The organism is Spiroplasma endosymbiont of Phyllotreta cruciferae, from assembly GCF_918697755.1.
In genome coordinates this window covers 711,279-736,059 of record NZ_OU953854.1, presented here as the reverse complement: position 1 = coordinate 736,059, position 24,781 = coordinate 711,279, and the positions used below count along the sequence as shown (strand labels likewise).

Genomic DNA, 24,781 nt, shown 5'->3' with positions numbered 1-24,781 from the left:
GTTGTTAATATCGGTTATATTGTTTTATATTATCTTATTTTATTAAGTATTATTAATAGCATTCAATGATGAAAAAAGTTATTTACTTTTATGTTAATATTTTTTTTACTTTGTACTAGTTTTCAAAATAGTTTTTTTAGTGTTAATTATTCTATAACAATGTTAAATGTTGGTAATGGTCAGACAATTGTTCTTCGGGATCATCGAGCTTTAAAAACTGTTTTGTATGATGTTGGTGTTGGCGGGGGGACGGTCAAAACAATTAGTAAGAAATTATTTAAGATGAGCAGGGATTAATTGGATTGATACAGTTTTTATTTCGCATCAACATGATGATCATTATAATAATCTATTTGAAGTTCAAAACTATTTTTTAGTTAAGCAAATTATTCAAAACAACACTAACTTAAAAACTATTTGATTTGGCGGAATGAAGTTTACGATTTTACATCGAAGTATTAACGATGCTGATGAGAATAATAATAGTTTAGTTGTTTTAGTTAAAATTAATAATATTAAAATTCTATTGACAGGAGATATTAGTCAAAAGTTGAACTTAATTTATTAAACCAAGATTTAGTATTGTTAATTTATTACAGGTTGACCATCATGGTTCGGCAACGAGTTCTAGCTTGCCTTTTTTACAAAGGATACAGCCAAGATTTTGTTTTATTTCCGGTGAAAAAACAAAACAACAAAATTACCCTGCTGCAACAGTTTTAGAAAATTTACAAACTGTTAACTGTCAAATTTATTTTACTGGTGACAAACAAAATATTTAATTTAATATTATTGGTAAACAACCAATGCTTAAATTATTTTAAGTTGATATTTTAATTGTTTCCTTTATGATAAGATTACTTTAACATAGTTTTAGCATATTTTAAAGGAGTTTCAGAAGATGTTTTTGATATATGGTGAAGATGCTTTTTTAATTAAAATGCAGAAAAATAAGGTTTTAAAAAAAATTAATCCAGATGATGAGTATGATTTACAAGAGTATAATTATTTAGAAGATTCTTTACTAGGGATTTTAAATTATGCTAATACGATACCATTGTTTTCTGAAAAAGAATTATCATTATTAATGATAGTTATTTTATTACTGAAGAAAAAATTAAAGCAAAGATTGATAATAAGGAACATTTAACGCATTTAATGGAATATTTGTTAACTCCCAATCCAAGTACTTTTATTATTTTTATTTGTCCAGTAAATAATATTAGTAATCGTTTAAAAATAACAAAAAAAATGTTGGAGTTAACTAGTGTTTTAAAGCAACTAATTTATCGTATAATGAACTAACAAGATTTATTGATAATTATGTTGCCAAAAATAACGGGACAATTAAGCAAATTTAATTAATAAAATTGTTGAATATTTGCCAAATAATTTATATATTATTAAAAATGAGCTAAATAAATTATTGTTAATTGATAAAGTGATAACTGATGATTTAATTGAAAATAATATGACAAAATATTTGGATACTGACATTTTTAAATTAGTTGATGATTTATTAAAAAACGATTTAAATAATTTTTTAATCAATTATCATTATTTACAAGAGCGTGGACTAAGCAGTATTGCTTTGCTAGCTTTAATTACTAATAGTGTTATTTTTACAAGAGATATTATCGTATTATCTACCTTAAAGAAAACACCATCACAAATTGCTGAAATCTTACAAATTCATCCCTTTCGGGTTAAAAAAATTGCTGAACATATGCATAATTTTAGTATTGAAAAAGCAAATAATATCATTAAGGAATTATTTTGAATTGATTATAATATAAAAAAGGGTATAATAAGGAAGGAAATTAGTAGTGATTTGTATTTAATTAAATTATTTGATATAAATTAAACTATAGCAAAGAAAGACGAGGGAAACAAATGAAAGAAAATAAATTATATGCTCATATAGTTTATACATTATACAATACATTTAATGATGATAATATAAAGGCGCAAGTAATCGTTAATCCAGATTTTAAAAAATTAGTAATTCAGCAAATTTGTAATCTATTAACACTAGAGAAAGAATTTAATACAAATTTAAATGATAATAAGTTTACCCTTTCATTTGCACAAGTCTTAGCCGATATTACCAATGAATCAGAAAAAATTGAGAAAGTTGATGGTGCTACTTTTAACACATTAGATGAAGAATATGTTGAGTTTGTTCAATATATTGTTCAAAATTTTGAAATTGAAAAAAGTTATATTACTAGAGAAAATGTTATCACAAATGAATTAATTGATGCAACAGCTGATTTTACTGACGAAAAAGTAATTGAAAATGCACAGGATAAATTAAAAATTAAATCTAATGAAAAAGAAGTAGCTGAATTACATGATCAAACCGGGCCAACGGTTGGTAGCACAAGTGCAATGGGGGGTATGGGTGCTAATTTTCCTGATCCAAATAATTTTGATATGTCACAGATGATGCAACAAATGGCTAATATGCCAGTTCCGCCGCGATTGGATCATCGCTTTTATTTTTATACTTCAAAACCAAAATATATGCCACTTTTGAAAAAAATTGTTGCTGGTGTTGTTATTTTAGCTTCGCTTTTATTAGTAATTTTGTGATTTTTAACTTCTTATTTAAATATTCATTTAAATACAAAAGTAATTGTTTACACACTTCCAGGAACAAATTCTGGAATTATTGTTGGTGGAGGAGCAGATACTGCTTTACATAATGGAAATAATAATTTTAGTAAGGAAGCATTTCCTTTTGGTTCACAGTACAACTTTTCCATAATGCAGTCCGCAGGTTTACAAACATTTTCTGGTATCTTATCAATTTTACCGGGAATTTTCTTGGGTTATGAATTACTAGGAAAAAAACGTTTTAAACGAGATAATTATGTTGTTCGTTTTTGACCAGTTGTGTTATCAATCGTCATTTTATTATATTCTGCATTATCATTAATCCAAGTTTTGTTACCAAATATGGTTGAAAAATATTTTAATAAAATTTCAGTTCCTAACAATGGGGTAATTGTTAAAAATGACCCTAGATTAGCAATCACTGGTGGGTTATTATTACCAGATTCTGATTTGTCTGAAACAATTAAGAGTTTAATAAATGAGGTGTATAATAATACAACATATCAAATTTTACGAATTTTTACAGTTATTTTAATGATTATTGGTTTGATTGCAGGAATTCTGGTTGTTATTTTAGCTGTTTTAGCACCAAAAGTAGATCGTAATAAATTGATTCGTGCCAATACTGAGTATCAAAAAGCAGTAACAGCAATGATGAGTGGTCAAAAATACGAGATGGATCCAACTCTTTTTGATGATGAATTTAAGGATGATAATGTTTTTGAAAAAGATGATTCAGACGGGAAGAAAGATAATTAAAAATAAAAAGTTTTCATAATTAATTATGAAAACTTTTTATTTTTAATACTGTTGTCTTCTTTAAAAAGGATATGTGATTAATTTGCTTTAAGCATTAATTTACTTTTAACACGAGCGGCTTTATTAGTATGATAAATTCCTTTAGTAACTGCTTTATCCACTAAACTAACTGCTGTGTTAACTAGTTCTATTGCGTTTGCTTCATTTGTATTAATTGCAATCTCTGCTTTTTTAATTGCGGTCTTTACTGAAGATTTAAAAGATTTATTTGCTAAATTAGCTTTCGCATTTGTTTTTACTCTTTTAATTTGTGATTTAATATTAGCCATGTTAGGTCTCCTTTCATTTTTTAAGACACAAAGGAATTATAGCAAATAGATAAAAAGGTGTAAAGAAAAGTAATGCTTTTTCTCAATATTTTATAATTTTTTCTTAATTATATGTATAATAAAAGTAATGGGGAGCAACAAATATGGGTTATTATTATCAACATAAACTTGGCTTTTCTTTTCATTGTTTACAACGAATTCGTGAGCGAATTCCACTTTTTAAAGAAGAAAATGATTGGGTTATTAAAGAAAAAATTATTAAAATGATTGAAAATTCTTCTGAATGAATTGAAACAAGGCATAATTTATATATTAAATTAGATGATTTAGAGGGTAATTTGTATGTTGTTGTTGAAAAACAACACCGTTTAATTGTGACTGTGACACCAATGAGTCCAAATAAATTGCTTGATGTTATTACAAAAAATTAGGTTCTAAATTCTCTTTGTGAGCAAGATGTGTTATAGTTAAAATATAGGCAAAGGAGAAAAGAAACTATGAAAGTTTTTATTGGAAATGATCATACTGGTGTTGAGATGAAAAACGTAATTGTTGAGTACTTAAAAGCTCAAGGACATCAGGTTATTAATTTGGGAACAGATAGTGATGTAGCAGTTGATTATCCAGACTTGGGTCAGGCAGTTGGTGAGAAAGTGATGCAAGAAAAAGATAGTTTTGGTATAGTTATTTGTGGAACGGGGATTGGAATTTCAATTGCAGCGAACAAAGTAAAGGGGGTAAGGGCAGCATTGTGTAATGAAACAATTTTGGCTAAATTAGCACGTGAACACAATGATGCAAATGTTTTAGCGTTGGGTTCCCGTATGATTGCTAATCAAAATGCAACTTGAATTGTTGAAACATTTTTAAATACTACTTTTGAGGCGGGACGTCATGCGTTTCGTGTTGATAAACTTAAATAAATTGTAATTATTTTTATGAATAATTGAGATAGTTTACTTTTGTATCCTTTTTTTAACGATATTAGTAATGGTTAGTTATGTTATTGGGTTGGTTAAAAAAGGAGCAAAATCTTTTTGACAATGAGCTTTTATTGTTCAACATTTTTGTTTTTGATTAGCTTTATCATGTGCGTTAACTTTAAATTATAATTTTATTATTTTTGATTTTACAAAAAATATTACTTCAATTGCAATTTTGTTTGCAGTTAGTACTTCGTTTTATGCGGCAGTTTTTTTATCCCGAGAGCCTGAATCACTGCTTTGGTTCGTAGTCGAAAACTCTGATTATGGATTTCATATGGATTAATGTTTTTGGGAATTTTATTAGTTTTACTTGCCACGGAATTGAGAAGCAATGATTGCTTGTACACTTGCGTTTGGCTTTGGTGTTTCAACCAATTCAATATGATATTTAACCTTTAATGAAGTTTATTTATTTCGAACTAATCCATTTTTAACAATTGCTTTAAACTTGCCGGTTGTATTGTTAGCTAATATGGCAGGAGCAAATTTTTTAATGTTTGTAAAAAATTTTAGTCAAAATCCTTTAACGCTGCATTATGTTATCTTTGGTACTATTTTTAGTTTATTAATATTTGCAATGATCTTTCGTTTTTATTTACCAGAAATTAAAAGTAATGTTGGTGCTTTTCAACCACCAGTGTTAAAACAACTTAGTGGGTTTTCGTGATGAAAAGTTGTTATTATTTTTGTTTTGTTATTTTTTGTAACAATTTTAAGAGAACTTAGTCAAGGTGATTTTTTAAACTTATTATTAGCCCAAGAAACTTGAGTCAAGTATCATAACAAAACAATTGTCGAACAATATATTCATTCGGTACAAGAAATTTGATGAATTGCACAAATTATTGGTGCAGTATTAATTTATCATTTTTTTGTTAAGAAGGTAGGAATTAAAAAATCGTTAATACTAGCATTTGCTGTATGAGGAGGATATTTTATTTTAGCAGCAACAATTTCGGTCCCAGAAGTTTTATTAGGATTACAACTTTTAAATGGTTTTGCTTTAGGAATATTATTTGGTGTTTTGTTTTCATTAGCAATTATGTGAAATTATCGTATTCAAAATCGTCCGGTAACTGGTTGCTTTTCTGCCCTAAATTCTTTAATGACTTTTTTAGTTCAGTTTTTAATTCGTGTATTTTCTAATAATCATCTTGGTATTTTTAATAATTTAGAGTTAAATTGAAATTTACCATTTTTTGAAAATGATGCGTTTTTAAAAACATTAAAAACAACGCTTTTATTCTTATATTTAGGATGTGCCATTAGTTCCTTTGGGTTAATCATTCTTGTTTGCTTTACTGCTAAATTTATTAGTGGTGAGTACCATTATTCAAAACAAGTGGAAGAAAAAATGGTTGAATTAGTAGGAATGGTTGTTCCACAACGGGTTGATCAAAAAATTGTTTTACAATAATATTTGCGAATAAAAAAAGAATTTACATAATAACTTCTACTGCTTTAATGTCGGGCATTTCTTGTTTAACAATTTGCTCAACACCATCTTTAATTGTTGAATCAATTAATCCACAGCCAACACACGCCCCAGCTAATCGGACATAAACAACATTATCTTTAACTTCAACAAATTCAATATCTCCACCATCTTGGTTAATATAGGGACGAAGATTATCGATAATATCTTTTGCTTGATTTGTTTGTGTCATTTTATCACCTTCATTATTTATTATATCATTATTATTTTCTAATAAAAGATTGTTTAATCCATTATGGATAAGTATATAATATAATTAAGGATTAAATTTGAATTTTTATCTCATACCAAAATTTTATAGGAGGACTAATGGAAGAAAAAAGTTTTAGTATATATGGTCTGTCTGCTGGAGTTAAGTTAGCAGATGAAATTTGTAATATGTTAGGTGTTGTAAGAGAGGAAATGGAAACTGTTCGTTTTGCTGATGGAGAAATTCTAGTACGAGCAATGAATTCAGTTCGTGGTAAAGATGTTTACATTATTCAATCAACATCATGGCCAGTTAATGAAAATTTAATGGAGTTATTAATTGCAATTGATGCGTTAAAACGTGGAAGTGCACAAAGTATTAATGTAATTATTCCTTATTTTGGTTATGCGCGACAAGACCGTAAAGCGCGTGGTCGTCAACCAATTACTTGTAAATTGGTTGCTAATATGTTAACAACGGCGGGAGCAACAAGAGTGATGACTGTTGATTTACATTCACCACAATCAATGGGATTTTTTGATGTTCCTGTCGATGATCTACGATCAACACAAGAATTAGTAAAAACAACAATTCGTGAAATTGAAAAAAATCACATTACTGAAGAAGTAACTATTGTTTCACCAGATCATGGTGGATTAGTTCGCGCTCGTGATGTTGCTAATTGTTTAGGAAGTTTAGCGGGGAATATTGCGGTAATCGATAAACGTCGACCAAAACCAAATGTTAGTGAAGTTCAATTTGTTTTAGGAGATGTTAAAGATCGGATTTGTTTTATTGTTGATGATATGATTGATACGGCAGGAACAATTTGCAATGCCGCTAAAGCTTTAAAACAAAATGGTGCAAAAGAAGTATATTTATTAGCTTGTCATGGTGTTTTTTCACCACCATCAAAAGAACGGCTAACTGAAATCATTAATGATGGGACTGTTAAAAAAGTCATTGTTACTAATACTATTGATATTAATGAAGAACGTTTATTTGATGGGTTAGAAGTTATTTCAATTGCTGATTTAATTTCACAAATTATTAGAGCAATGATTGAAAAACGTAGTTTATCTGATGTTTATCTAAAATGTAATGAAAAAATTAAAAAATTAGTAGAAAAAATTAAAGGAATAAAATAGTGGTCATTTAATATATTAAGTAAAAATAACATACTAAAATAGTTATTAAAAAGTTTGAGTTGTATTAAAAAATACAACTCAAACTTTTTAATTTTAAAATAGTAGTTTTTAAACAACTACTATATATTGTTATTTTACATATTGTTATTTTACTTTATTTCAAGTTTTATAATTTGTTTTAGCTAAAGATCATAGTGTTGCCCGACTATATTGTCGAACATACCCAGGATCATAGTTGAAGAAGGGGCTATTTTTCGTAATTTGATATTTTTTATTGTTGATTGGTTGTTCTATTTTAATTTCCTTCTTTTCTAAACTAGTTTTTTTTGTTTTGCTAGTTTCGTTTTTGACTGTTCGTTTTATTTCTTTTTTAATTGGTATTTGATAAATATTTTCTTGTTTTGGGATTGTTCGACCCGCGTAATTAGTTTTCTTAATTTTCTGTGTAATTCGTTTATGTTTATGTTCATTAATATATTCTAATTGTGAAGGGTGCTTAACATGTTGTCGTTTAATTGCAACAATTTCTTCTTCTTCTTCTTTATTATTGATTTTACTGTTCGGAGTTTTCTTTTTTGCTTTTGATAATATTAAAGTTTGCTCTGGAGTTAAATTTTTTGTAATTGACAAAAGCAATTGTTTTTGGTCTTGTGTTAGGACTTTCTTAAAAAGCAATAGTCTTTCAATTGTTGGTGTATTTAAACGCATTGCTAATAATTCATTTAAAATTTTTTGGTTTTCTACAGTATATTTTTTTTGTTGTGATAGGGTTGAAGTGGTTGTTAATTTGTTTGTAATCATTTTGTTCCTCATTTTTTACATATATTTTTATAATACCATATTTTTTAATAATCTGGTCGTATTTATAATAATTTTTTTAAAATAGTTTTTAAATGTAATTATATTTAATAATGTCAAAAAATAGAATTTATTTATAAATTTTAAAAAAATAAAAGAATGATTCCTTGCAATTTGTTTTTATATCGTGTATCATTTTGGCCAATTTTTTATATTGATTAATAACCCTTTTTATGTTATGATTTATTAATGAGTGTAATTATTTAAAGGGGTTATTTTAACATGGATAAAGATATTGAAAAAGATCTTTGTGAAAATACTGATCCAAATGATTCGTCTGATCAGAATAAAATTGTTGATCCTGAATCTGAGAAAAAACAAACTACGGATAACATTAAATATGGACGCGCAACATTTGGGGGAATTTTTAAGACAGAATTATATAATTCTATTGCCCGCGATAAAAAACAGTTGCTACGATTTTTATTAATTTGTTTTATGTCTTTTTTGTATGGAATTATTTGTATTACTGGAGTTTGAGATCCAGTTGCTAATATTTCAAAAGTACCAATGGCGATTGTAAACGGTGATGATGCAACTTGTGTTGCTTATGTCAATAGTAAAGGTGGAACTGAATTTATTGATAATGCAATTAAAGTTGGTTATTTGGAAGCAAAAAGTTCGGAAGAATGTAATGGACAAGCAAGTAAATGATACCAAAGTGAAGGATTCGATCCAAATAAATATGAACTTAATTATCGTTATTCTTCATTGATTGATAGTGTTATTACTAATAATAACAAATATGATGAAAATTCAAAAACTTTAACAACATCAATCGGTGACATTGCAACAACAATTAAATATTTAAAAGAATCAGAAACTAATTTTGCACCAAATAGTAAATATTGAGTACAATTAAAATTCCAACTGACTATTCTTTAAATATTTATAAATTAATGCGAGGATTAGCTCAAATTGGTGAATCAAATTTCACTGATGATGATGAGAATGATTTCTTTAAAACAATGGATTATTTCAGTGCAAATAAAATGGAATTTTGAGCAACATATGAACATAGTTTTATGATTGGAAATATGATGAATATGTTACAAGCCGGTTTTGGTAGTTTAGCAAGTAGTATTTTAGCAACATTAGCACCATAAACAATGTTTTGATTAGCATCACGTCAAGATCATGGCGAAAGTTCAAACGGTGGTAGTTCACATTTTGGTGAATACTATATTATTCCAAAAAATATGTATAATTTTATAATGGCTGTTGTTCAAAATATTAGTACATATGATTGTGATGGGACAGTATGTTTTGGACCAAAACCAAATGATCCATCAAAATTATATAAAGCATTACAATATTTAAAACAAAATAATCCTAAATTATATGAGTCTGTTAACAAAATGTTTGGTCATATTAAAAATTATGTTATGATTTCTGTTGGTGGAATGATTGAATTAAAAATGGCAGATATTTTGCCACTTGCTTTTCAAATTATGTTTCCTGATTTAGGAACCAAAGTTATAATTCCTTTACTATAATCAGCATTAATAATATTAATTTCATCATATAAAAGATAACTATATTTATTAATAAATTCTTGTCCTAAAGTTTTAGTAACCACTTTTTTTCTAATAAGATTAAAATTATCATTTGGTAAAAGTGTGTAATTAATTTTTATTTTTATTACAGGGCTTGGATCTGTAACATCCCCCATTTCTATTTTTTCATTATTTACATTTAAATAATATTTATTTTCACCAACAATAAATTTAAAATGAACTTTAAATGAAGATGGACTAACATTTTTATTTTTGTCATAAGTTAAAGAAGTTTAGAGTGCACCCCAAAAAGTAAGTAAAGTAAAAAAAGACTTTGCTAAACTTTTAAAGGAGGTGCATTTTTATATGGCAAGAAAAGGTCAAAAATATAACAAATATACATCAGAATTTAGAACAAAAATCATTGAGGAAATTAAACAAAAAAGTTGTTGAGTAGTAGCAAAACAATATAATCTAAATGCAAATACAGTAGAATCTTGATGAGCAAATCATAAAAAAGGAAAATTAAACAATCATAAAGGACCTAAAATCTCTTTTGGTAAAAAGAGATTTAGAATATTATAAAACAAGGTATGAATTATTAAAAAAGCTCCATGACTTTTACAATTAAGCAAACTAAGAATCGTCTCTTTTATTAAACAAAATTGTCATGAATATTCAATAAAATTATTATTAGAAGTAACGGGGTTAAAACGTAGTTATTGAGATAAATATAAAAATTATGACAGTAGCAAAAAAGATAAAGAAGCAATAAATGATATTGTAAAAGTCTATGAAGAAAATTTAAAACAATTTGGATATCGAAGAATTACTAAATATTTAAAAGAAGATTATGATATAAAATATAATTCAAAAAAAGTTTTAAGGATTATGCGTTATAATCAAATACAACCTGAATATGTAAGAAAAATGAGAAGAAAAATGAAATATAAACAGAATAAAGAAAAAAGTTTATTGCAATATCCTGATTTAATTAATCGTAAATTCAATGATATAAAAACAAGGTTTTCAGTGCTATATACTGATGTAACATATTTAATTTGAAAAAGAGAAAAATATTATCAATCAACAATTATTGATGGATATACTAAAGAAATAGTTGATGTAAAGTGATCTAAATATAATGACAATAAATTAGTAATAGATAATTTAAATGATGCAATTAATAAAATAAAATTAATAAAAAAAGATCTGAATGGAATAATAATTCATTCAGACCACGGATATCAATACACATCCGCTATTTATCTCGATAAATGTGTATCTAACGGTATTATAATTTCAATGGGGAAAAATTACCACTGTGCAGATAATATTGTTATAGAAAGTTTTCATTCATTACTTAAGAAAGCTACAATCCATAATAAAATATATAATTCACATGAAGAATATATACAAGATGTTATAAAATGAAATACATGATATTCAAATCGTAAAGAAAAAGATATAATAAAAAAATAGTAAATACTTTTTATTAGTACTTACTAAAATGGGTGCAGTCTAGAACCCATTCCATCTGAAATAGTAGGCGTATCTACTGCTAAAAAATTAACCGCTGTTGTTAAATACATACCTAACATTATTTTTTATCCTCCTTGTTTTCAATTTCTTTTTTATCTTTTTTCTTACCTCGAATTTGCCGAATTTTTTGATAAATCGATAAACCAATTCAAGCAAAAATACCCAATATAATAACAACACTAAAAATTGTTGTTAATCAACCTGGCACAACTTAATTCCTCCTAAAAATTTAATTTCACGGCACGCTCCGCGTGTTTGCTACGCTAAAAATAAACTATATTGAATAAATTACGCGGATAATTTATTCATCTTCTTTTACATTATTAATTACAATATTATTTACCGTATTAATAACATTATCTTTTCCATACTTAATTACTAAGGACCGCAAAATAAAATAATGTTTCTTTTCAATAACAAATCAACCCCTTTCTGAGTTGAATTGTTGCACTTCACTTACACGATGCCAAATTGCTCGATAACTTTTTTCCGCAAATTTATCAATATCACAAAATGCAATTACTTTATATTTAATACCAATATTATCTAATGCTTTTCTTTGACTACCAATTCCACTAAATAATTCGATTACTTTAAGCATTATTTTTACCTTTTTTATAGCATAAAATATAATTATTTTTTGGTTTATCAAAATATAAATGAGTTAAATTTTCTATTTCTTCTGGTGTTAATTTTTTATGTTCAACTTCAATTTCATAACGATCCATAATTGCTTAACCATAATTTTGAGCAACTTCAGGGTAATTATCAAACATTTCATTTAATATATATTTTAATTCCATATTATTTATTCTTTCTAACAATATTTATCCGAGCAACTTTCACAAACATATCTTTGTTTTGCTTTAAAATTTTGTCTTAATTCTCTTGATGAACATTCATTTACAATAAAATTAATTTCTTCTTGTGTATATCTGTCATCAGGAAAAATTCATACAATACTATCACCAATCACTTTATAATAATTGTCTTCTTGACAATCTTCTCAATATTTTCTATTTGCCATATTATTCAAATCCTTTTCATTTAATTTCGTTATCTTCTAAATCAATAATTGATGTTGAATAATAATTTTCGTTTTTAGCAGCAATTGTCGCTTCCTCTAATGTATAAAACGATAAAGTATCAATGCTAAATTTATTTTTAATGATTAATAAGTATCTTTTATTCATAATTTATTCCTCCTCATTCTTTTTATTTACAATTAAATTTTCTAATTGATAAGTTTTTAATCAATGTTCTTCACATAATATAATTTCTTTTTTATAACCTAAATTTCACTCTAATTTATCACCAATTTTTTCAATATAATTATTTCCATAATAAGCATTTTTATTATTACAATTAATTTTTTGACATTTCATAGGTTAGTTTCTCCTAATTCTTTTTCCCCAATGCTCAATGTTCATCAGTCATATCTTCAAATGAAACTGAATAATAATGTAGCATTAATTCATTTAATTTATTAATAGTTTTTTTATTTAACTTTTTCATATATGCCTCCTATAATTTTGATAAATGTTGGTAAAACAACTACAATGTTCTACAATTTGTAGTTGTTTATATATATGACCGCCATGTATTTACATCTCTTCATCCGCACCATTTCAGGTCAAAGCGTTCAGTTTTTAAAATAAATCCACTTGCACCTTGAAGATCCTAATGCTAACGCAGATTTATTTATAAAGTCACTATCTCTATGTTTATTGTCGTTTGATATTAACCTTGGACTTATCACGACTATCGCTTTCTATTTTATTACTCACGGACTTTATACCGATTTGTTAGAACACATATATTAAGTTGTAAGATTGTTTAAATTAAAAAAAAACCCTAATAAGAGTTGTTTTTGTCCTAATTCGTTTTACAATTTACATTTTAAAATATTTAAAGCGAAGATTGATATAATTGATATAATTAAAACAGAACAGAAAAACGGTATAAGGGGAGTGTCGCGATGTTTAAATTAACAGCTAATTATTTACCTGCGGGTGATCAACCATTAGCAATTGAACAATTAACAACAAATTTATTTGCAAATAAAAAACATCAAGTTTTATTAGGAGCAACTGGGACTGGAAAAACTTTTACGATGGCAAATGTTATTGAAAATTATCAAAAGCCAACATTAGTAATGGCTCACAACAAGACATTGGCAATGCAATTATATGTTGAGTTAAAAGAAATGTTTCCGGAAAATCGAGTGGAATATTTTGTTTCAAACTTTGACTTTTATCAACCAGAAGCATATGTGCCCAGCAAAGATTTATATATTGATAAGGATGCACGACAAAATATGGAATTAGATATGATGCGTTTGAGTGCTTTTAATGCTTTGACAACGCGTAAAGATGTGATTGTTGTTGCTTCGGTTGCCGCAATTTATGGAGCACAAGATCCTGATGAATATAAAAAATCTTTTTTTCAAGTTGATCGAAACCAAAAAATTAGTAAAAAAGATTTAGCAAATTTTTTAGTATCATCAGGATATGTTCGCAATGATATTGAATTAGTTCCAGGGAGTTTTAGTGCAAAAGGAGATGTTATTAAAATTGTTCCAGGATGAAATATTAAAACTTTTATTCGTATTGATTTATTTGGTGATGAGATTGAAGACTTGGCGTATATTGATGGGTTAACTGGAGATGTGACACAGCGGTTATCAACCTTAACAATTTTCCCAGCACAAGATTATATTACTTCACCAGAACGGTTAGAAGAAGCAATCAAACGGATTGAAGCAGAATTAAAAGTTCGTTTAGTAGAATTAGAACAGGAAGGAAAACTTATTGAGACCCAACGATTAAAACAACGAACAGAATATGATTTGGATTCATTACGAGAAAGTAGCCTTTGTTCTGGGATTGAAAATTATTCACGACATTTAGATTTACGAAATGAAGGAGAAGCTCCATATACTTTAATTGATTTTTTTGGTGATGATTTTTTAACAATTATTGATGAATCCCATATGTCATTACCACAAATTCGGGCAATGTATAATACTGATCGCAGTCGGAAAGAAACATTGGTTAATTTTGGATTTCGGTTAAAGAGTGCACTAGATAATCGCCCGTTAAATTTTGATGAATTTAATCAAAAATTAAAGAATGTTATTTATGTTTCAGCAACACCAGGTGATTATGAATTAGAATTAGTTGACCAAAAAGTAGTTGAACAAATTATTCGTCCAACTGGTTTATTAGATCCAACTGTTGAGGTCAAAGGGACGATTGGTCAAATTGATGATATTATTGCACAAATTAAAAGTCGTCGTGAAAAAAATGAACGGGTGTTTATTACAACTTTAACAATTCGGATGTCAGAAGATTTAACAAGTTATTTACAAGAACAAAATGTTAAAGTTGCTTATTTACATAGTGAATTAAAAACATTAGAGCGAAGTCAAATTTTATTAGACTTACGGAAGGGTGTTTATGATTGTATCGTTGGGGTTAACTTGATTCGGGAAGGAATTGATATTCCAGAAGTATCACTAATTTGTATTTTAGATGCTGATAAACAAGGTTTCTTACGTAATGAACGTAGTTTAATTCAGACAATAGGACGAGCAGTACGGAATGCTAGTGGGCATGTGATTTTATATGCGGATAATGTTTCTGATGCAATGACAAAAGCAATGGCGGAAACAACACGTCGTCGTCAAATTCAAGAAGAGTATAATCGAAAATATCATATTACTCCAACAACAATTATTAAAAGTATTCGTGATTATACTAACATTAAACGTCGTGATGATAAGTTACAAAAAATTAAAAATAAAAAATCAAAAGAATATAAAACAGCAAAAGAAGCATTACTACACGATTTACGAAAAGAAATGGATGAAGCAAGTAAAAAACTTGACTTTGAACGAGCAGCGGAATTACGCGATATTATCATTGGAATTGAAGCAGAATAAAAAATTGTGATAGTATTAAACTACGAGGAGGAACTTAGGATGAAAAAGTTTATTGTAAAAGATATTGTTGATAGATTTGAGTATAAAATTTTAGCAGGATCAAATGGACTTAACCGTGAGGTTAAAGTTTATGGTCTTAATCGCCCAGGCTTAGAATTAGCAGGATTTGACTTTGAAAAAAATAATATTAATCGTCGAGTAGTCTTATTATCAAATAAAGAACAATTATTTGTTAATACATTAAGTGATGCGGTAAAAAAAGAACGTTATGAATATATTTTGAACGAAAACATTCCAATGATTATTTTAACGGAAAAATTTACTGATAAATTATTATTAACAATTGCGGAAAAACATAATTGCCCAGTTGTTTTAGCAAAAAATATTACCACAAGTCGTTTGTATCAAGTTGTACTAGAATTTTTTGATGAGCACTTTGCTCCAATAATAGAAGAACATGCGTCATTAATTAATATTTTTGGGAAAGGAATTTTATTAAAAGGGAAATCTGGGATTGGAAAGTCGGAAATGACATTAGAGTTAGTTAAAAAAAACCATTTGTTTGTTGGTGATGATCGTATTATTATTCAACAACGAAACAATAAATTATATGGGCAATCACATGAAATGTTAAAAAATTTAATTGAGGTTCGTGGATTAGGAATTTTAGATTTAAGTAAAATTTATGGTTTACAAGTTTTATTAGATGAAACGGCAATTGATTTAGTAATTGAATTAATTCATTTAGAGGATGAACAATATAAATCAATTGACCGTCTTGGTTCAGAATATAAATATATTAAAATTTTGGATACGCAAGTTCCAATTGTAACGATTCCTGTTACGTATGGACGAAATGTTAGTGAATTAGTTGAAACAGCTGTTTCAAAATTAAAACTAGAAGCAGCAGGAATTTCTTCGATGAAAACATTACAAGATCGTTTTAAAAAATATTAAAAATAGAAAAAGGAGTAGGGGCTTGTGAATTTAGCAACATTAATTGCCCATGATACGTATGGGAATTGATTTCGGCCATATTGATTTTTAATTTTTTGTGGTTTTGCAATTACAATTATTTTGTCGTTAGTTAATTTTCGCAAGCGTCATATTCCAACGCAGGGATTATATTTAGGAATCTTTGTTATTTCACCAATTGCTTTATTAGGAGCTAGTTTTTTTGGAAAATATGATGTCAAAAATCCAATTTTCTTTTTTACTTTGTTTGCTTTTTGGCAACCAGGAATGAGTATTCATGGAGGTTTAATTTTTGGTTTAATTACAGGTTGAGTTTGATTTGGGTTTGAATCACGAAAACACAATATTTCAATTTGAGTTTATGCTGATTTAATTGTTCCAAATATTTTATTGGCGCATGCAATTGGTCGGTGAGGTAATTTTTTTAATCATGAGTTATTGGGGGCCGCTGTTGCACTAGAGCAGTTAATGTGGTTACCAAGTTTTATTCGGGATAATTTGTTTAAATGATATGTTCCTAATCCAATTCCAAATAATTTTCATCCAACTGATGCGGTTGGAATTGGCGGTGGTCGTGTTAATCCAACTGATTTTAATAATGTACAATATTTTCAACCGATTTTTTTATATGAATCATTTGCTAATGTTTTATTATGAATTTTAATTGTGTTTGCATTACCGTTAATATTTCGTTATAGTTATTATTGGCGGTTCAAGAAAGAAGAACCTGATTTTACGAAATTATCGTGAAAAGGGATTTGAGCAAAATGATATTATGATATTAAACCCGATCCAATGATAGTAAATAATCTATCACAGGAAGAAAATTTAAAAAAAATCTATTTTAAGAATAAGTATAAGATGACAAAAAAACAAGTAATAAAAACTAATTTTAAATATCAAGGGGCACGCCTTAAACAAATTTTAAAGACTGATGGACGGAAGTTAGAAAAGGTAGAAAATCCACATCGATTAAAAATTTTACGTTGTGGGGTTCAAACAGGAATGTATATTGCTGGTTATAATATTATTCGGATAGTTTTAGAAACACAACGTGATGATCATGATTTATTTATTAAAAATATGCGTGTCCTTGATTATGTTATTCTTAGTTTAATGATTGGGATTGGCCTAATTTTAATATTGTTTGCACAGTGAATAGCTGTTATGAAATGAAGAAAAGACGGATGATTGTATGAAAAACAATACTAATGAAATATATGATATGTTAATCATTGGCGCAGGACCAGGGGGTATAACTGCAGCAATTTATGGATCCCGAGCAATGGCTAAAATTGCGATGATTGAAAAAGGGGCCCCCGGGGGAAAAGTAACAAAAACCAGTGAAATTGAGAATTATCCTGGGTTTGATAGTATTCAAGGTCCAGATTTAGCATTAAAAATGTTTGAACAAACCCAAAAACTAAACATTCCTTACTTAGCAGAACGAGTAACGAATATTACTAAAAAAGATAATTTATTTGAATTAGATTTATTATCAGGAGGTAAATTATTTGCTAAAGTAGTAATTGTGGCAACAGGAACTGTTGAACGAAAATTGGGAATTCCTGGAGAATTAGAGTTAAATAGTCGTGGTGTTTCATACTGTGCTGTTTGTGATGGAGCATTATACAAAGGAAAAGATGTCGTTGTTGTTGGTGGTGGTTATGCTGCAATTGAAGAAGCAATGTATTTAGCGCGGTTTGTTAATAAAGTTTATTTAGTTCATCGTCGTGATCAATTTCGTACAGACATTAACATTGTTAGTAAAGCAAAAGATAATCCTAAAATTAATTTTATTGTTGATAGCATTGTAACAGAAATTAAAGATATTGATGCAAATCGTGTAACAGCAATTGTTGTAAAAAATGTTAAAACTGATGAAATAAGAGAGTTAGAAATTAGTGCAGTCTTTCCATATATTGGAGCAATTCCAATTAGTGATTTTGCAAAAAATTTAGATGTGTTAGATGAAAATGGTTACTTTATTGTGGATAATAAATGTTTAACAAAAGTACCAGGATTATATGCGGCTGGTGATGTTACAAATACCACATTACGGCAAATTGCGACGGCTGTTAGTGATGGAGCAAAAGCAGCTCAATTTGCTTTAGAATATCTTGATAATTGCTATTAAAAGGAAGAATTTACGATAAGATATATATTAGATAAAGCAAAAAAGAAAGCGAGAAAGTACTTATTATGAATAAAAAAGAATTAAAAGATGTAGAAGTTAATGGGAAAAAAGTTTTAGTTAGGGTTGATTTTAATGTGCCAATGAAAGATGGCCAAGTAACGGATGATAATCGAATTACAGCCGCATTACCAACAATTAAATATTTATTAGAGCATGATGCAAAAGTTATTTTATTTTCACATTTAGGAAAAGTAAAAACAACAGATGATTTAAAAAAACGTGATATGGCTCCTGTTACGAAAGTTTTAGAACAAAAATTAGGACAGCCAGTTAAATTTGTTAATGCTTTTGAAGGAAAAGAATTGGAAACAGAAATCAATGAAATGCAAGCACAAGATGTTATTTTATTTCAAAATACAAGATTTGCTGACATTCTTGATAAAGATGGTCAAATTAATGTTGATTATAATGGCAATGCAAAAGCAAAACGAGAAAGTAAAAATGATGCAGCATTAGGAAAATATTGAGCAAGTCTAGGTGATGTTTTTGTTAATGATGCTTTTGGAACAGTACATCGTGCTCACGCTTCAAATATTGGAATTGCCTTAAATATTAGTGAATCGTGTTTAGGGTTTTTAGTTGAAAAAGAAGTAAAGATGTTATCACAAGGAGTTGATAACCCAGTTAGACCATTTGTTGCAATTATTGGTGGTGCAAAAGTTTCGGATAAAATTGGGGTAATTGAACATTTATTGACAAAAGTAGATAAGATTTTAATTGGTGGAGGAATGGCATATACTTTTTTTGCCGCACAAGGTCATAATATCGGGAATTCATTGTTAGAAGCTGATAAAATTGATATTGCAAAAGAATTTTTGGCAAAAGCTAATGGGAAAATTATTTTACCAATTGATGCTTTAGAAGCGCCAGAATTTGCTGATGCTCCAGCAAAAGTTACTAATGGTGTTGAAATTGATAACGGGTATATGGGCTTAGATATTGGACCAAAAACAATTGAATTGTTTAAAAAAGAGTTGGCTGGTGCTAAGACAGTCGCTTGAAATGGACCAATGGGAGTTTTTGAGTTTAATAACTATAGTATTGGGACAAAAGCGATTTGTGCTGCAATTGCTGAATTAAACGATGCCTTTACTTTAATTGGTGGGGGTGACTCAGCTGCTGCTGCAATTCAATTAGGTTATAAAGACAAATTTACTTATATTTCAACTGGTGGTGGAGCAAGTTTAGAATATATGGAAGGTAAACTATTACCGGGAATTGAAGCTGTTCAAAATAAATAACATAAAAAAACGACAGTATAGAGTGCACCCCAAAAAGTAAGTAAAGTAAAAAAAGACTTTGCTAAACTTTTAAAGGAGGTGCATTTTATATGGCAAGAAAAGGTCAAAAATATAACAAATATACATCAGAATTTAGAACAAAAATCATTGAGGAAATTAAACAAAAAAGTTGTTGAGTAGTAGCAAAACAATATAATCTAAATGCAAATACAGTAGAATCTTGATGAGCAAATCATAAAAAAGGAAAATTAAACAATCATAAAGGACCTAAAATCTCTTTTGGTAAAAGAGATTTAGAATATTATAAAACAAGGTATGAATTATTAAAAAAGCTCCATGACTTTTACAATTAAGCAAACTAAGAATCGTCTCTTTTATTAAACAAAATTGTCATGAATATTCAATAAAATTATTATTAGAAGTAACGGGGTTAAAACGTAGTTATTGAGATAAATATAAAAATTATGACAGTAGCAAAAAAGATAAAGAAGCAATAAATGATATTGTAAAAGTCTATGAAGAAAATTTAAAACAATTTGGATATCGAAGAATTACTAAATATTTAAAAGAAGATTATGATATAAAATATAATTCAAAAAAAGTTTTAAGGATTATGCGTTATAATCAAATACAACCTGAATATGTAAGAAAAATGAGAAGAAAAATGAAATATAAACAGAATAAAGAAAAAAGTTTATTGCAATATCCTGATTTAATTAATCGTAAATTCAATGATATAAAAACAAGGTTTTCAGTGCTGTATACTGATGTAACATATTTAATTTGAAAAAGAGAAAAATATTATCAATCAACAATTATTGATGGATATACTAAAGAAATAGTTGATGTAAAGTGATCTAAATATAATGACAATAAATTAGTAATAGATAATTTAAATGATGCAATTAATAAAATAAAATTAATAAAAAAAGATCTGGGGGGGGTAGAGTGCACCCCAAAAAGTAAGTAAAGTAAAAAAAGACTTTGCTAAACTTTTAAAGGAGGTGCATTTTTATATGGCAAGAAAAGGTCAAAAATATAACAAATATACATCAGAATTTAGAACAAAAATCATTGAGGAAATTAAACAAAAAAGTTGTTGAGTAGTAGCAAAACAATATAATCTAAATGCAAATACAGTAGAATCTTGATGAGCAAATCATAAAAAAGGAAAATTAAACAATCATAAAGGACCTAAAATCTCTTTTGGTAAAAGAGATTTAGAATATTATAAAACAAGGTATGAATTATTAAAAAAGCTCCATGACTTTTACAATTAAGCAAACTAAGAATCGTCTCTTTTATTAAACAAAATTGTCATGAATATTCAATAAAATTATTAATTAGAAGTAACGTGGTTAAAACGTAGTTATTGAGATAAATATAAAAATTATGACAGTAGCAAAAAAGATAAAGAAGCAATAAATGATATTGTAAAAGTCTATGAAGAAAATTTAAAACAATTTGGATATCGAAGAATTACTAAATATTTAAAAGAAGATTATGATATAAAATATAATTCAAAAAAAGTTTTAAGGATTATGCGTTATAATCAAATACAACCTGAATATGTAAGAAAAATGAGAAGAAAAATGAAATATAAACAGAATAAAGAAAAAAGTTTATTGCAATATCCTGATTTAATTAATCGTAAATTCAATGATATAAAAACAAGGTTTTCAGTGCTATATACTGATGTAACATATTTAATTTGAAAAAGAGAAAAATATTATCAATCAACAATTATTGATGGATATACTAAAGAAATAGTTGATGTAAAGTGATCTAAATATAATGACAATAAATTAGTAATAGATAATTTAAATGATGCAATTAATAAAATAAAATTAATAAAAAAAGATCTGAATGGAATAATAATTCATTCAGACCACGGATATCAATACACATCCGCTATTTATATCGATAAATGTGTATCTAACAGTATTATAATTTCAATGGGGAAAAATTACCACTGTGCAGATAATATTGTTATAGAAAGTTTTCATTCATTACTTAAGAAAGCTACAATCCATAATAAAATATATAATTCACATGAAGAATATATACAAGATGTTATAAAATGAAATACATGATATTCAAATCGTAAAGAAAAAGATATAATAAAAAAATAGTAAATACTTTTTATTAGTACTTACTAAAATGGGTGCAGTCTAGAATGGAATAATAATTCATTCAGACCACGGATATCAATACACATCCGCTATTTATCTCGATAAATGTGTATCTAACGGTATTATAATTTCAATGGGGAAAAATTACCACTGTGCAGATAATATTGTTATAGAAAGTTTTCATTCATTACTTAAGAAAGCTACAATCCATAATAAAATATATAATTCACATGAAGAATATATACAAGATGTTATAAAATTAAATACATGATATTCAAATCGTAAAGAAAAAGATATAATAAAAAAATAGTAAATACTTTTTATTAGTACTTACTAAAATGGGTGCAGTCTAGTATTGTTGTTTTTTATTTTTTAAATTTGTTGTTGTGTAATATAGTGAATGTTTCCACCACCTAATAAAATTTCATAAGCATAAATTGGTTCAATCTTATAGTGAGGAAAAGCAGCACCAATAATATTGATTGCTTGCTGATCTGTTGCCAAATTAAAAATTGGTAAAATGATTGCTCCATTTGCAATATAGAAGTTAACATAACTACCAGCCAAGCGGGTATTTTCTAATCGTGCTTTAACATGTTCTTTGCCAATAATGTCACTGGTGTCTTCGTTTGTTGTATACATTGGTGTTGGAATTGGTAATTTAATTACTTTAATTTTACGACCCATTGCATCGGTTGTTGCTTCTATAAATTTAAGGGCAGCACGACTACGTTCATATTGGGGATCATTTTGATCATCAGTTCAGGCTAAGAGAACAGCCCCTGGTTTAACAACACATAACATATTGTCAATATGACCACTTGTTTCATCATTAAAGATTCCATAAGGTAATCAAATCACTTTTTTAACATTTAAGTATTGTTTTAAAGCTGCCTCAATTTCTATTTTTGATAAATGTGGATTACGATTAGGATTTAATAAACATTCTTCAGTAGTATATAAAGTTCCTTCGCCATCAACATGAATACTACCTCCTTCTAAAACAAATGAAGTACGGTAACGATCAATTTTCAAATAAGAAGATACTTCAGCGGAAATTTTATCATCATTATCCCATGGATAATATAATCCACCATTTAAGCCACCCCAAGCATTAAAGATTCAATCAACGGCACGAACGTCACCATTTTTGTTTTTTAAAAATGTTGGACCAACATCACGCATTCAGGCATCATCATTTTCAAATACTAAAATCTTAATGGTTGGATCCAATAACTTTGTGGCAATTTCTTTTGTTCGTGGAGAAGTAATCATTATAACAGGTTCATATTTATTAATTGTGTTTGCAACTTTTGCATACACATCTTGTGCAGGTTCGGCATTTTTTCGTCAGTTATCAATTCGTTCCGGGAAAATCATTCAACAACCTTGGTGAGGTTCAAATTCTCCGGGCATATAATATTCATCATCTTGTGGTAATGTTTTTAGTAATTTATTCATGTTGTTGGTTTCCTCCTTTTTTGTGTTTTCATTTGTTATAACTAATTAAGATTTCCCTAATAATAATGACGATAATACTTCCAACAATACAAAAGGCAACGTGTTGTCCACCACTATTAAAAGCTCACGTATCATTCTTAACAATAATACTACCAAAAATAAACAAAATAACAGAGAAAATAATAATAATGATTGGGAATAAAACAATAATTCATTGCACTCATAAGGGTCCTTTAATTTTAAACGGTCGTTCAATATTAGGTTTGATAAGCCGTAATTTAATGTAAGCAGGAAAGATTAAAAAGTAAGGGGCTAAAAACATCAGCGATGAAAAAGCATATAAGGTTCAAAATAAGTTTGCAACATTTGGTGTTGCTGATAGCATTGCTCCCCCAATTAAAATAACAATCGTTGAAATAACACCCGCAATAATTGATGCTCATAATGGTGTATCATTTTTTAATTTAGATGCAAAGATTGTTGGGAATTCACCATCTTCAGCAGCTTCCTTAATTGCTAAGTTTGTGCCAGATGTTCAAGTAATCATTTTTCCAAAGAAAGTAAACAATATAAAAATAGCAATAATCATTGTGACTCATTAGGCCTTAAAAGCAGCACCAATTGATTGAATAATTCCATTTGCTTCATCAAGATGATTAACATCAACAATAATGTTAACAGCTGCTGTTCCAATCAAATAGCAAATAATGATGATAATTTCACTAATTAAAATACTTTTAGGAATTGTTTTACGAGGATTATCAATTTTATCAGTAGCATTACTTTGCAACTTAAATCCAGAAAAATTATAAATAATAACCATAAGAAAGATAACACCTGTTGACCAGGAAGGTAAAAAACCAAATTGAGCATCATGTAATTGGAGTTGAAACAGAATTACCATTTGCCAACCAATAAATTGCTCCTGTAATTAAGGTAATTGTTACAATTAATTTTGCTACTGAAGTTAAGTTCGGAATTCATTTTAGTTTTTCTAACCTAATAAAATTTAATAAAATTGTAATTCAAGTTAACAATAAGGAAATTGCAATTTTAATTCAAAAGTTTAATGTTTTATTAAAAAAGGCAAACGATAACGTACTTGAGAAAGCTAAGTAAACAGATGACATTCATAGTCCAACGTTAATTCAATATAATCAGTTTGTTCGTGCAGCTCATTTTCGCCCAAATGCTTTTTTTACTCAAACATACATTCCACCTTCAGAACCAAAGGTTGAACTTAATTCAGCACTAATAAAACCATAGGGAAGAAAATAAAAGATTTCTAATAAAAATCAATAAATAATTGATGATCATCCAATTTTAGCAGCACCAAATGAGTCAATAAAAAAAATGGCGCTAAAAGTAAAAAGGATAATATCAGTTATTTTTAATTTTTTTGTTTTCATA

General features: G+C 27.7%; 36 protein-coding genes and 4 pseudogenes. 27 read left to right on the top strand and 13 right to left on the bottom strand.

All coding sequences use genetic code 4. From position 1 onward, the window contains the following. Nucleotides 1-226: 226 nt before the first annotated feature. The 4 genes and pseudogenes from NL276_RS04940 to NL276_RS04920 all read left to right on the top strand — a co-directional run bounded on the left by NL276_RS04940 (nucleotide 227) and on the right by NL276_RS04920 (nucleotide 3,378). Entirely contained in the window at nucleotides 227-568 is a 342-nt protein-coding gene (locus tag NL276_RS04940) for a ComEC/Rec2 family competence protein (protein WP_253301439.1), read from the top strand. Nucleotides 569-901: 333 nt separating this feature from the next. After that, a pseudogene (locus tag NL276_RS05305) lies at nucleotides 902-1,305 on the top strand (DNA polymerase III subunit delta). A 52-nt stretch (nucleotides 1,306-1,357) separates the two neighbouring features. Beyond that, on the top strand, nucleotides 1,358-1,864 hold the full coding sequence (holA, locus tag NL276_RS04925) for a DNA polymerase III subunit delta (RefSeq protein WP_370281057.1): 507 nt from the start codon (nucleotides 1,358-1,360) through the stop codon (nucleotides 1,862-1,864). A gap of 29 nt (nucleotides 1,865-1,893) precedes the next feature. Then, nucleotides 1,894-3,378 (top strand): hypothetical protein, encoded by a 1,485-nt coding sequence (locus NL276_RS04920; RefSeq protein WP_253301436.1) that lies wholly within the window; start codon nucleotides 1,894-1,896, stop codon nucleotides 3,376-3,378. A gap of 77 nt (nucleotides 3,379-3,455) precedes the next feature. Here NL276_RS04920 and rpsT read toward each other — a convergent pair whose 3' ends face one another. Next, nucleotides 3,456-3,707: a 30S ribosomal protein S20 gene (gene rpsT, locus NL276_RS04915; RefSeq protein WP_253301435.1), complete on the bottom strand. Its 252-nt coding sequence runs from the start codon at nucleotides 3,705-3,707 to the stop codon at nucleotides 3,456-3,458. 143 nt (nucleotides 3,708-3,850) lie between these two features. Between rpsT and NL276_RS04910 the strand changes: the two genes are divergently transcribed. The 4 genes from NL276_RS04910 (at nucleotide 3,851) to NL276_RS04895 (ending at nucleotide 6,110) form a co-directional block, all read left to right on the top strand. Further along, nucleotides 3,851-4,138 carry a hypothetical protein gene (locus tag NL276_RS04910; RefSeq protein WP_253301434.1) on the top strand — a complete coding sequence of 96 codons (288 nt, stop codon included), beginning with the start codon at nucleotides 3,851-3,853 and terminating at the stop codon, nucleotides 4,136-4,138. Nucleotides 4,139-4,204: 66 nt separating this feature from the next. Continuing rightward, nucleotides 4,205-4,630, top strand: coding sequence for a ribose 5-phosphate isomerase B (gene rpiB, locus NL276_RS04905; protein ID WP_253301433.1), 426 nt, complete (start codon nucleotides 4,205-4,207; stop codon nucleotides 4,628-4,630). 67 nt (nucleotides 4,631-4,697) lie between these two features. Next, nucleotides 4,698-4,976 (top strand): hypothetical protein, encoded by a 279-nt coding sequence (locus tag NL276_RS04900; protein WP_253301432.1) that lies wholly within the window; start codon nucleotides 4,698-4,700, stop codon nucleotides 4,974-4,976. Between the two features lie 27 nt (nucleotides 4,977-5,003). Then, nucleotides 5,004-6,110, top strand: coding sequence for a hypothetical protein (locus NL276_RS04895; protein WP_253301431.1), 1,107 nt, complete (start codon nucleotides 5,004-5,006; stop codon nucleotides 6,108-6,110). A gap of 22 nt (nucleotides 6,111-6,132) precedes the next feature. On the opposite strand, the gene NL276_RS04890 is transcribed toward NL276_RS04895, so the two are convergent. Then, nucleotides 6,133-6,360 (bottom strand): NifU family protein, encoded by a 228-nt coding sequence (locus tag NL276_RS04890; protein WP_070406371.1) that lies wholly within the window; start codon nucleotides 6,358-6,360, stop codon nucleotides 6,133-6,135. A 137-nt stretch (nucleotides 6,361-6,497) separates the two neighbouring features. Between NL276_RS04890 and NL276_RS04885 the strand changes: the two genes are divergently transcribed. After that, complete coding sequence (locus NL276_RS04885; RefSeq protein WP_253301430.1) at nucleotides 6,498-7,526, top strand: ribose-phosphate diphosphokinase; 1,029 nt, start codon at nucleotides 6,498-6,500, stop codon at nucleotides 7,524-7,526. A gap of 144 nt (nucleotides 7,527-7,670) precedes the next feature. Here the strand turns inward: NL276_RS04885 and NL276_RS04880 are convergent, their stop codons facing one another. Then, nucleotides 7,671-8,327 carry a hypothetical protein gene (locus NL276_RS04880; RefSeq protein ID WP_253301429.1) on the bottom strand — a complete coding sequence of 219 codons (657 nt, stop codon included), beginning with the start codon at nucleotides 8,325-8,327 and terminating at the stop codon, nucleotides 7,671-7,673. 279 nt (nucleotides 8,328-8,606) lie between these two features. On the opposite strand from NL276_RS04880, the gene NL276_RS04875 reads away from it, so the two are divergent. From NL276_RS04875 to NL276_RS04855, 6 genes and pseudogenes are all read left to right on the top strand, one after another. Beyond that, on the top strand, nucleotides 8,607-9,269 hold the full coding sequence (locus NL276_RS04875) for a YhgE/Pip domain-containing protein (protein WP_253301428.1): 663 nt from the start codon (nucleotides 8,607-8,609) through the stop codon (nucleotides 9,267-9,269). Beyond that, nucleotides 9,233-9,490, top strand: coding sequence for a hypothetical protein (locus tag NL276_RS04870; RefSeq protein WP_253301427.1), 258 nt, complete (start codon nucleotides 9,233-9,235; stop codon nucleotides 9,488-9,490). The genes NL276_RS04875 and NL276_RS04870 overlap by 37 nt, the downstream gene beginning before the upstream one ends. Before the next feature lie 3 nt (nucleotides 9,491-9,493). Continuing rightward, the gene (locus NL276_RS04865) at nucleotides 9,494-9,880 is read left to right on the top strand and encodes a hypothetical protein (protein WP_253301426.1); all 387 of its coding nucleotides are present in this window, start codon (nucleotides 9,494-9,496) and stop codon (nucleotides 9,878-9,880) included. A 366-nt stretch (nucleotides 9,881-10,246) separates the two neighbouring features. After that, nucleotides 10,247-10,465: a transposase family protein gene (locus tag NL276_RS04860; RefSeq protein WP_253301425.1), complete on the top strand. Its 219-nt coding sequence runs from the start codon at nucleotides 10,247-10,249 to the stop codon at nucleotides 10,463-10,465. 12 nt (nucleotides 10,466-10,477) lie between these two features. Further along, nucleotides 10,478-10,798 (top strand): annotated as a pseudogene (locus tag NL276_RS05300) (IS3 family transposase); the annotation flags it as partial. A gap of 12 nt (nucleotides 10,799-10,810) precedes the next feature. Next, nucleotides 10,811-11,362 (top strand): DDE-type integrase/transposase/recombinase, encoded by a 552-nt coding sequence (locus tag NL276_RS04855; protein WP_253301039.1) that lies wholly within the window; start codon nucleotides 10,811-10,813, stop codon nucleotides 11,360-11,362. Nucleotides 11,363-11,480: 118 nt separating this feature from the next. Here NL276_RS04855 and NL276_RS04850 read toward each other — a convergent pair whose 3' ends face one another. The 6 genes from NL276_RS04850 to NL276_RS04830 all read right to left on the bottom strand — a co-directional run bounded on the left by NL276_RS04850 (nucleotide 11,481) and on the right by NL276_RS04830 (nucleotide 12,807). Next, entirely contained in the window at nucleotides 11,481-11,630 is a 150-nt protein-coding gene (locus NL276_RS04850) for a hypothetical protein (RefSeq protein WP_126821178.1), read from the bottom strand. 93 nt (nucleotides 11,631-11,723) lie between these two features. Further along, nucleotides 11,724-12,023: a DNA cytosine methyltransferase gene (locus NL276_RS05295; RefSeq protein ID WP_370281039.1), complete on the bottom strand. Its 300-nt coding sequence runs from the start codon at nucleotides 12,021-12,023 to the stop codon at nucleotides 11,724-11,726. Beyond that, the gene (locus NL276_RS05000; protein ID WP_256468768.1) at nucleotides 12,016-12,150 is read right to left on the bottom strand and encodes a hypothetical protein; all 135 of its coding nucleotides are present in this window, start codon (nucleotides 12,148-12,150) and stop codon (nucleotides 12,016-12,018) included. Before NL276_RS05000 ends, NL276_RS05295 begins: the two co-directional genes overlap by 8 nt. 89 nt (nucleotides 12,151-12,239) lie before the next feature. Further along, nucleotides 12,240-12,449 carry a hypothetical protein gene (locus NL276_RS04840; RefSeq protein ID WP_253301424.1) on the bottom strand — a complete coding sequence of 70 codons (210 nt, stop codon included), beginning with the start codon at nucleotides 12,447-12,449 and terminating at the stop codon, nucleotides 12,240-12,242. 1 nt (nucleotide 12,450) lies between these two features. Further along, complete coding sequence (locus tag NL276_RS04835) at nucleotides 12,451-12,615, bottom strand: hypothetical protein (protein ID WP_253301423.1); 165 nt, start codon at nucleotides 12,613-12,615, stop codon at nucleotides 12,451-12,453. Between the two features lie 3 nt (nucleotides 12,616-12,618). Further along, nucleotides 12,619-12,807: a hypothetical protein gene (locus NL276_RS04830; RefSeq protein WP_253301422.1), complete on the bottom strand. Its 189-nt coding sequence runs from the start codon at nucleotides 12,805-12,807 to the stop codon at nucleotides 12,619-12,621. Nucleotides 12,808-13,400: 593 nt separating this feature from the next. Here NL276_RS04830 and uvrB point away from each other — a divergent pair. From uvrB to NL276_RS04780, 12 genes and pseudogenes are all read left to right on the top strand, one after another. Further along, on the top strand, nucleotides 13,401-15,365 hold the full coding sequence (gene uvrB / locus NL276_RS04825; RefSeq protein ID WP_253301421.1) for an excinuclease ABC subunit UvrB: 1,965 nt from the start codon (nucleotides 13,401-13,403) through the stop codon (nucleotides 15,363-15,365). Nucleotides 15,366-15,404: 39 nt separating this feature from the next. Continuing rightward, nucleotides 15,405-16,322 carry an HPr(Ser) kinase/phosphatase gene (hprK, locus tag NL276_RS04820; RefSeq protein ID WP_253301420.1) on the top strand — a complete coding sequence of 306 codons (918 nt, stop codon included), beginning with the start codon at nucleotides 15,405-15,407 and terminating at the stop codon, nucleotides 16,320-16,322. A gap of 24 nt (nucleotides 16,323-16,346) precedes the next feature. Further along, entirely contained in the window at nucleotides 16,347-17,552 is a 1,206-nt protein-coding gene (locus NL276_RS04815) for a prolipoprotein diacylglyceryl transferase (RefSeq protein ID WP_253301419.1), read from the top strand. Further along, nucleotides 17,536-18,477, top strand: a complete 942-nt coding sequence (gene trxB, locus NL276_RS04810; protein WP_253301418.1) for a thioredoxin-disulfide reductase — start codon at nucleotides 17,536-17,538, stop codon at nucleotides 18,475-18,477. The genes NL276_RS04815 and trxB overlap by 17 nt, the downstream gene beginning before the upstream one ends. 65 nt (nucleotides 18,478-18,542) lie before the next feature. Then, the gene (locus NL276_RS04805) at nucleotides 18,543-19,778 is read left to right on the top strand and encodes a phosphoglycerate kinase (protein ID WP_253301417.1); all 1,236 of its coding nucleotides are present in this window, start codon (nucleotides 18,543-18,545) and stop codon (nucleotides 19,776-19,778) included. An 89-nt stretch (nucleotides 19,779-19,867) separates the two neighbouring features. Further along, complete coding sequence (locus NL276_RS04800) at nucleotides 19,868-20,131, top strand: transposase family protein (protein ID WP_253301010.1); 264 nt, start codon at nucleotides 19,868-19,870, stop codon at nucleotides 20,129-20,131. After that, a pseudogene (locus NL276_RS05290) lies at nucleotides 20,098-20,418 on the top strand (IS3 family transposase); the annotation flags it as partial. The gene NL276_RS04800 and the pseudogene NL276_RS05290, both read left to right, overlap by 34 nt. A 12-nt stretch (nucleotides 20,419-20,430) precedes the next feature. Further along, nucleotides 20,431-20,748 carry a hypothetical protein gene (locus NL276_RS04795; RefSeq protein WP_253301416.1) on the top strand — a complete coding sequence of 106 codons (318 nt, stop codon included), beginning with the start codon at nucleotides 20,431-20,433 and terminating at the stop codon, nucleotides 20,746-20,748. A 46-nt stretch (nucleotides 20,749-20,794) separates the two neighbouring features. Next, a complete protein-coding gene (locus NL276_RS04790; RefSeq protein ID WP_253301010.1) occupies nucleotides 20,795-21,058 on the top strand; it encodes a transposase family protein in 264 nt (87 codons plus the stop codon). 63 nt (nucleotides 21,059-21,121) lie between these two features. Then, nucleotides 21,122-21,346 (top strand): annotated as a pseudogene (locus NL276_RS05285) (helix-turn-helix domain-containing protein); the annotation flags it as partial. Nucleotides 21,347-21,358: 12 nt separating this feature from the next. After that, a complete protein-coding gene (locus tag NL276_RS04785; RefSeq protein ID WP_253301415.1) occupies nucleotides 21,359-21,910 on the top strand; it encodes a DDE-type integrase/transposase/recombinase in 552 nt (183 codons plus the stop codon). Nucleotides 21,911-22,043: 133 nt separating this feature from the next. Further along, nucleotides 22,044-22,220 (top strand): hypothetical protein, encoded by a 177-nt coding sequence (locus tag NL276_RS04780; protein ID WP_253301414.1) that lies wholly within the window; start codon nucleotides 22,044-22,046, stop codon nucleotides 22,218-22,220. A gap of 62 nt (nucleotides 22,221-22,282) precedes the next feature. Here the strand turns inward: NL276_RS04780 and aguA are convergent, their stop codons facing one another. From aguA to NL276_RS04760, 4 genes are read right to left on the bottom strand one after another with little or no spacing between them, the layout of a single operon-like run. Beyond that, nucleotides 22,283-23,371, bottom strand: a complete 1,089-nt coding sequence (gene aguA / locus NL276_RS04775) for an agmatine deiminase (RefSeq protein ID WP_253301413.1) — start codon at nucleotides 23,369-23,371, stop codon at nucleotides 22,283-22,285. Further along, nucleotides 23,364-23,960, bottom strand: coding sequence for an amino acid permease (locus NL276_RS04770; protein ID WP_253301412.1), 597 nt, complete (start codon nucleotides 23,958-23,960; stop codon nucleotides 23,364-23,366). Before NL276_RS04770 ends, aguA begins: the two co-directional genes overlap by 8 nt. A gap of 9 nt (nucleotides 23,961-23,969) precedes the next feature. Continuing rightward, nucleotides 23,970-24,194 carry an amino acid permease gene (locus tag NL276_RS04765; protein ID WP_253301411.1) on the bottom strand — a complete coding sequence of 75 codons (225 nt, stop codon included), beginning with the start codon at nucleotides 24,192-24,194 and terminating at the stop codon, nucleotides 23,970-23,972. Continuing rightward, a complete protein-coding gene (locus tag NL276_RS04760) occupies nucleotides 24,178-24,780 on the bottom strand; it encodes an amino acid permease (RefSeq protein ID WP_253301410.1) in 603 nt (200 codons plus the stop codon). Before NL276_RS04760 ends, NL276_RS04765 begins: the two co-directional genes overlap by 17 nt. Between the last annotated feature and the right edge of the window lies 1 nt (nucleotide 24,781).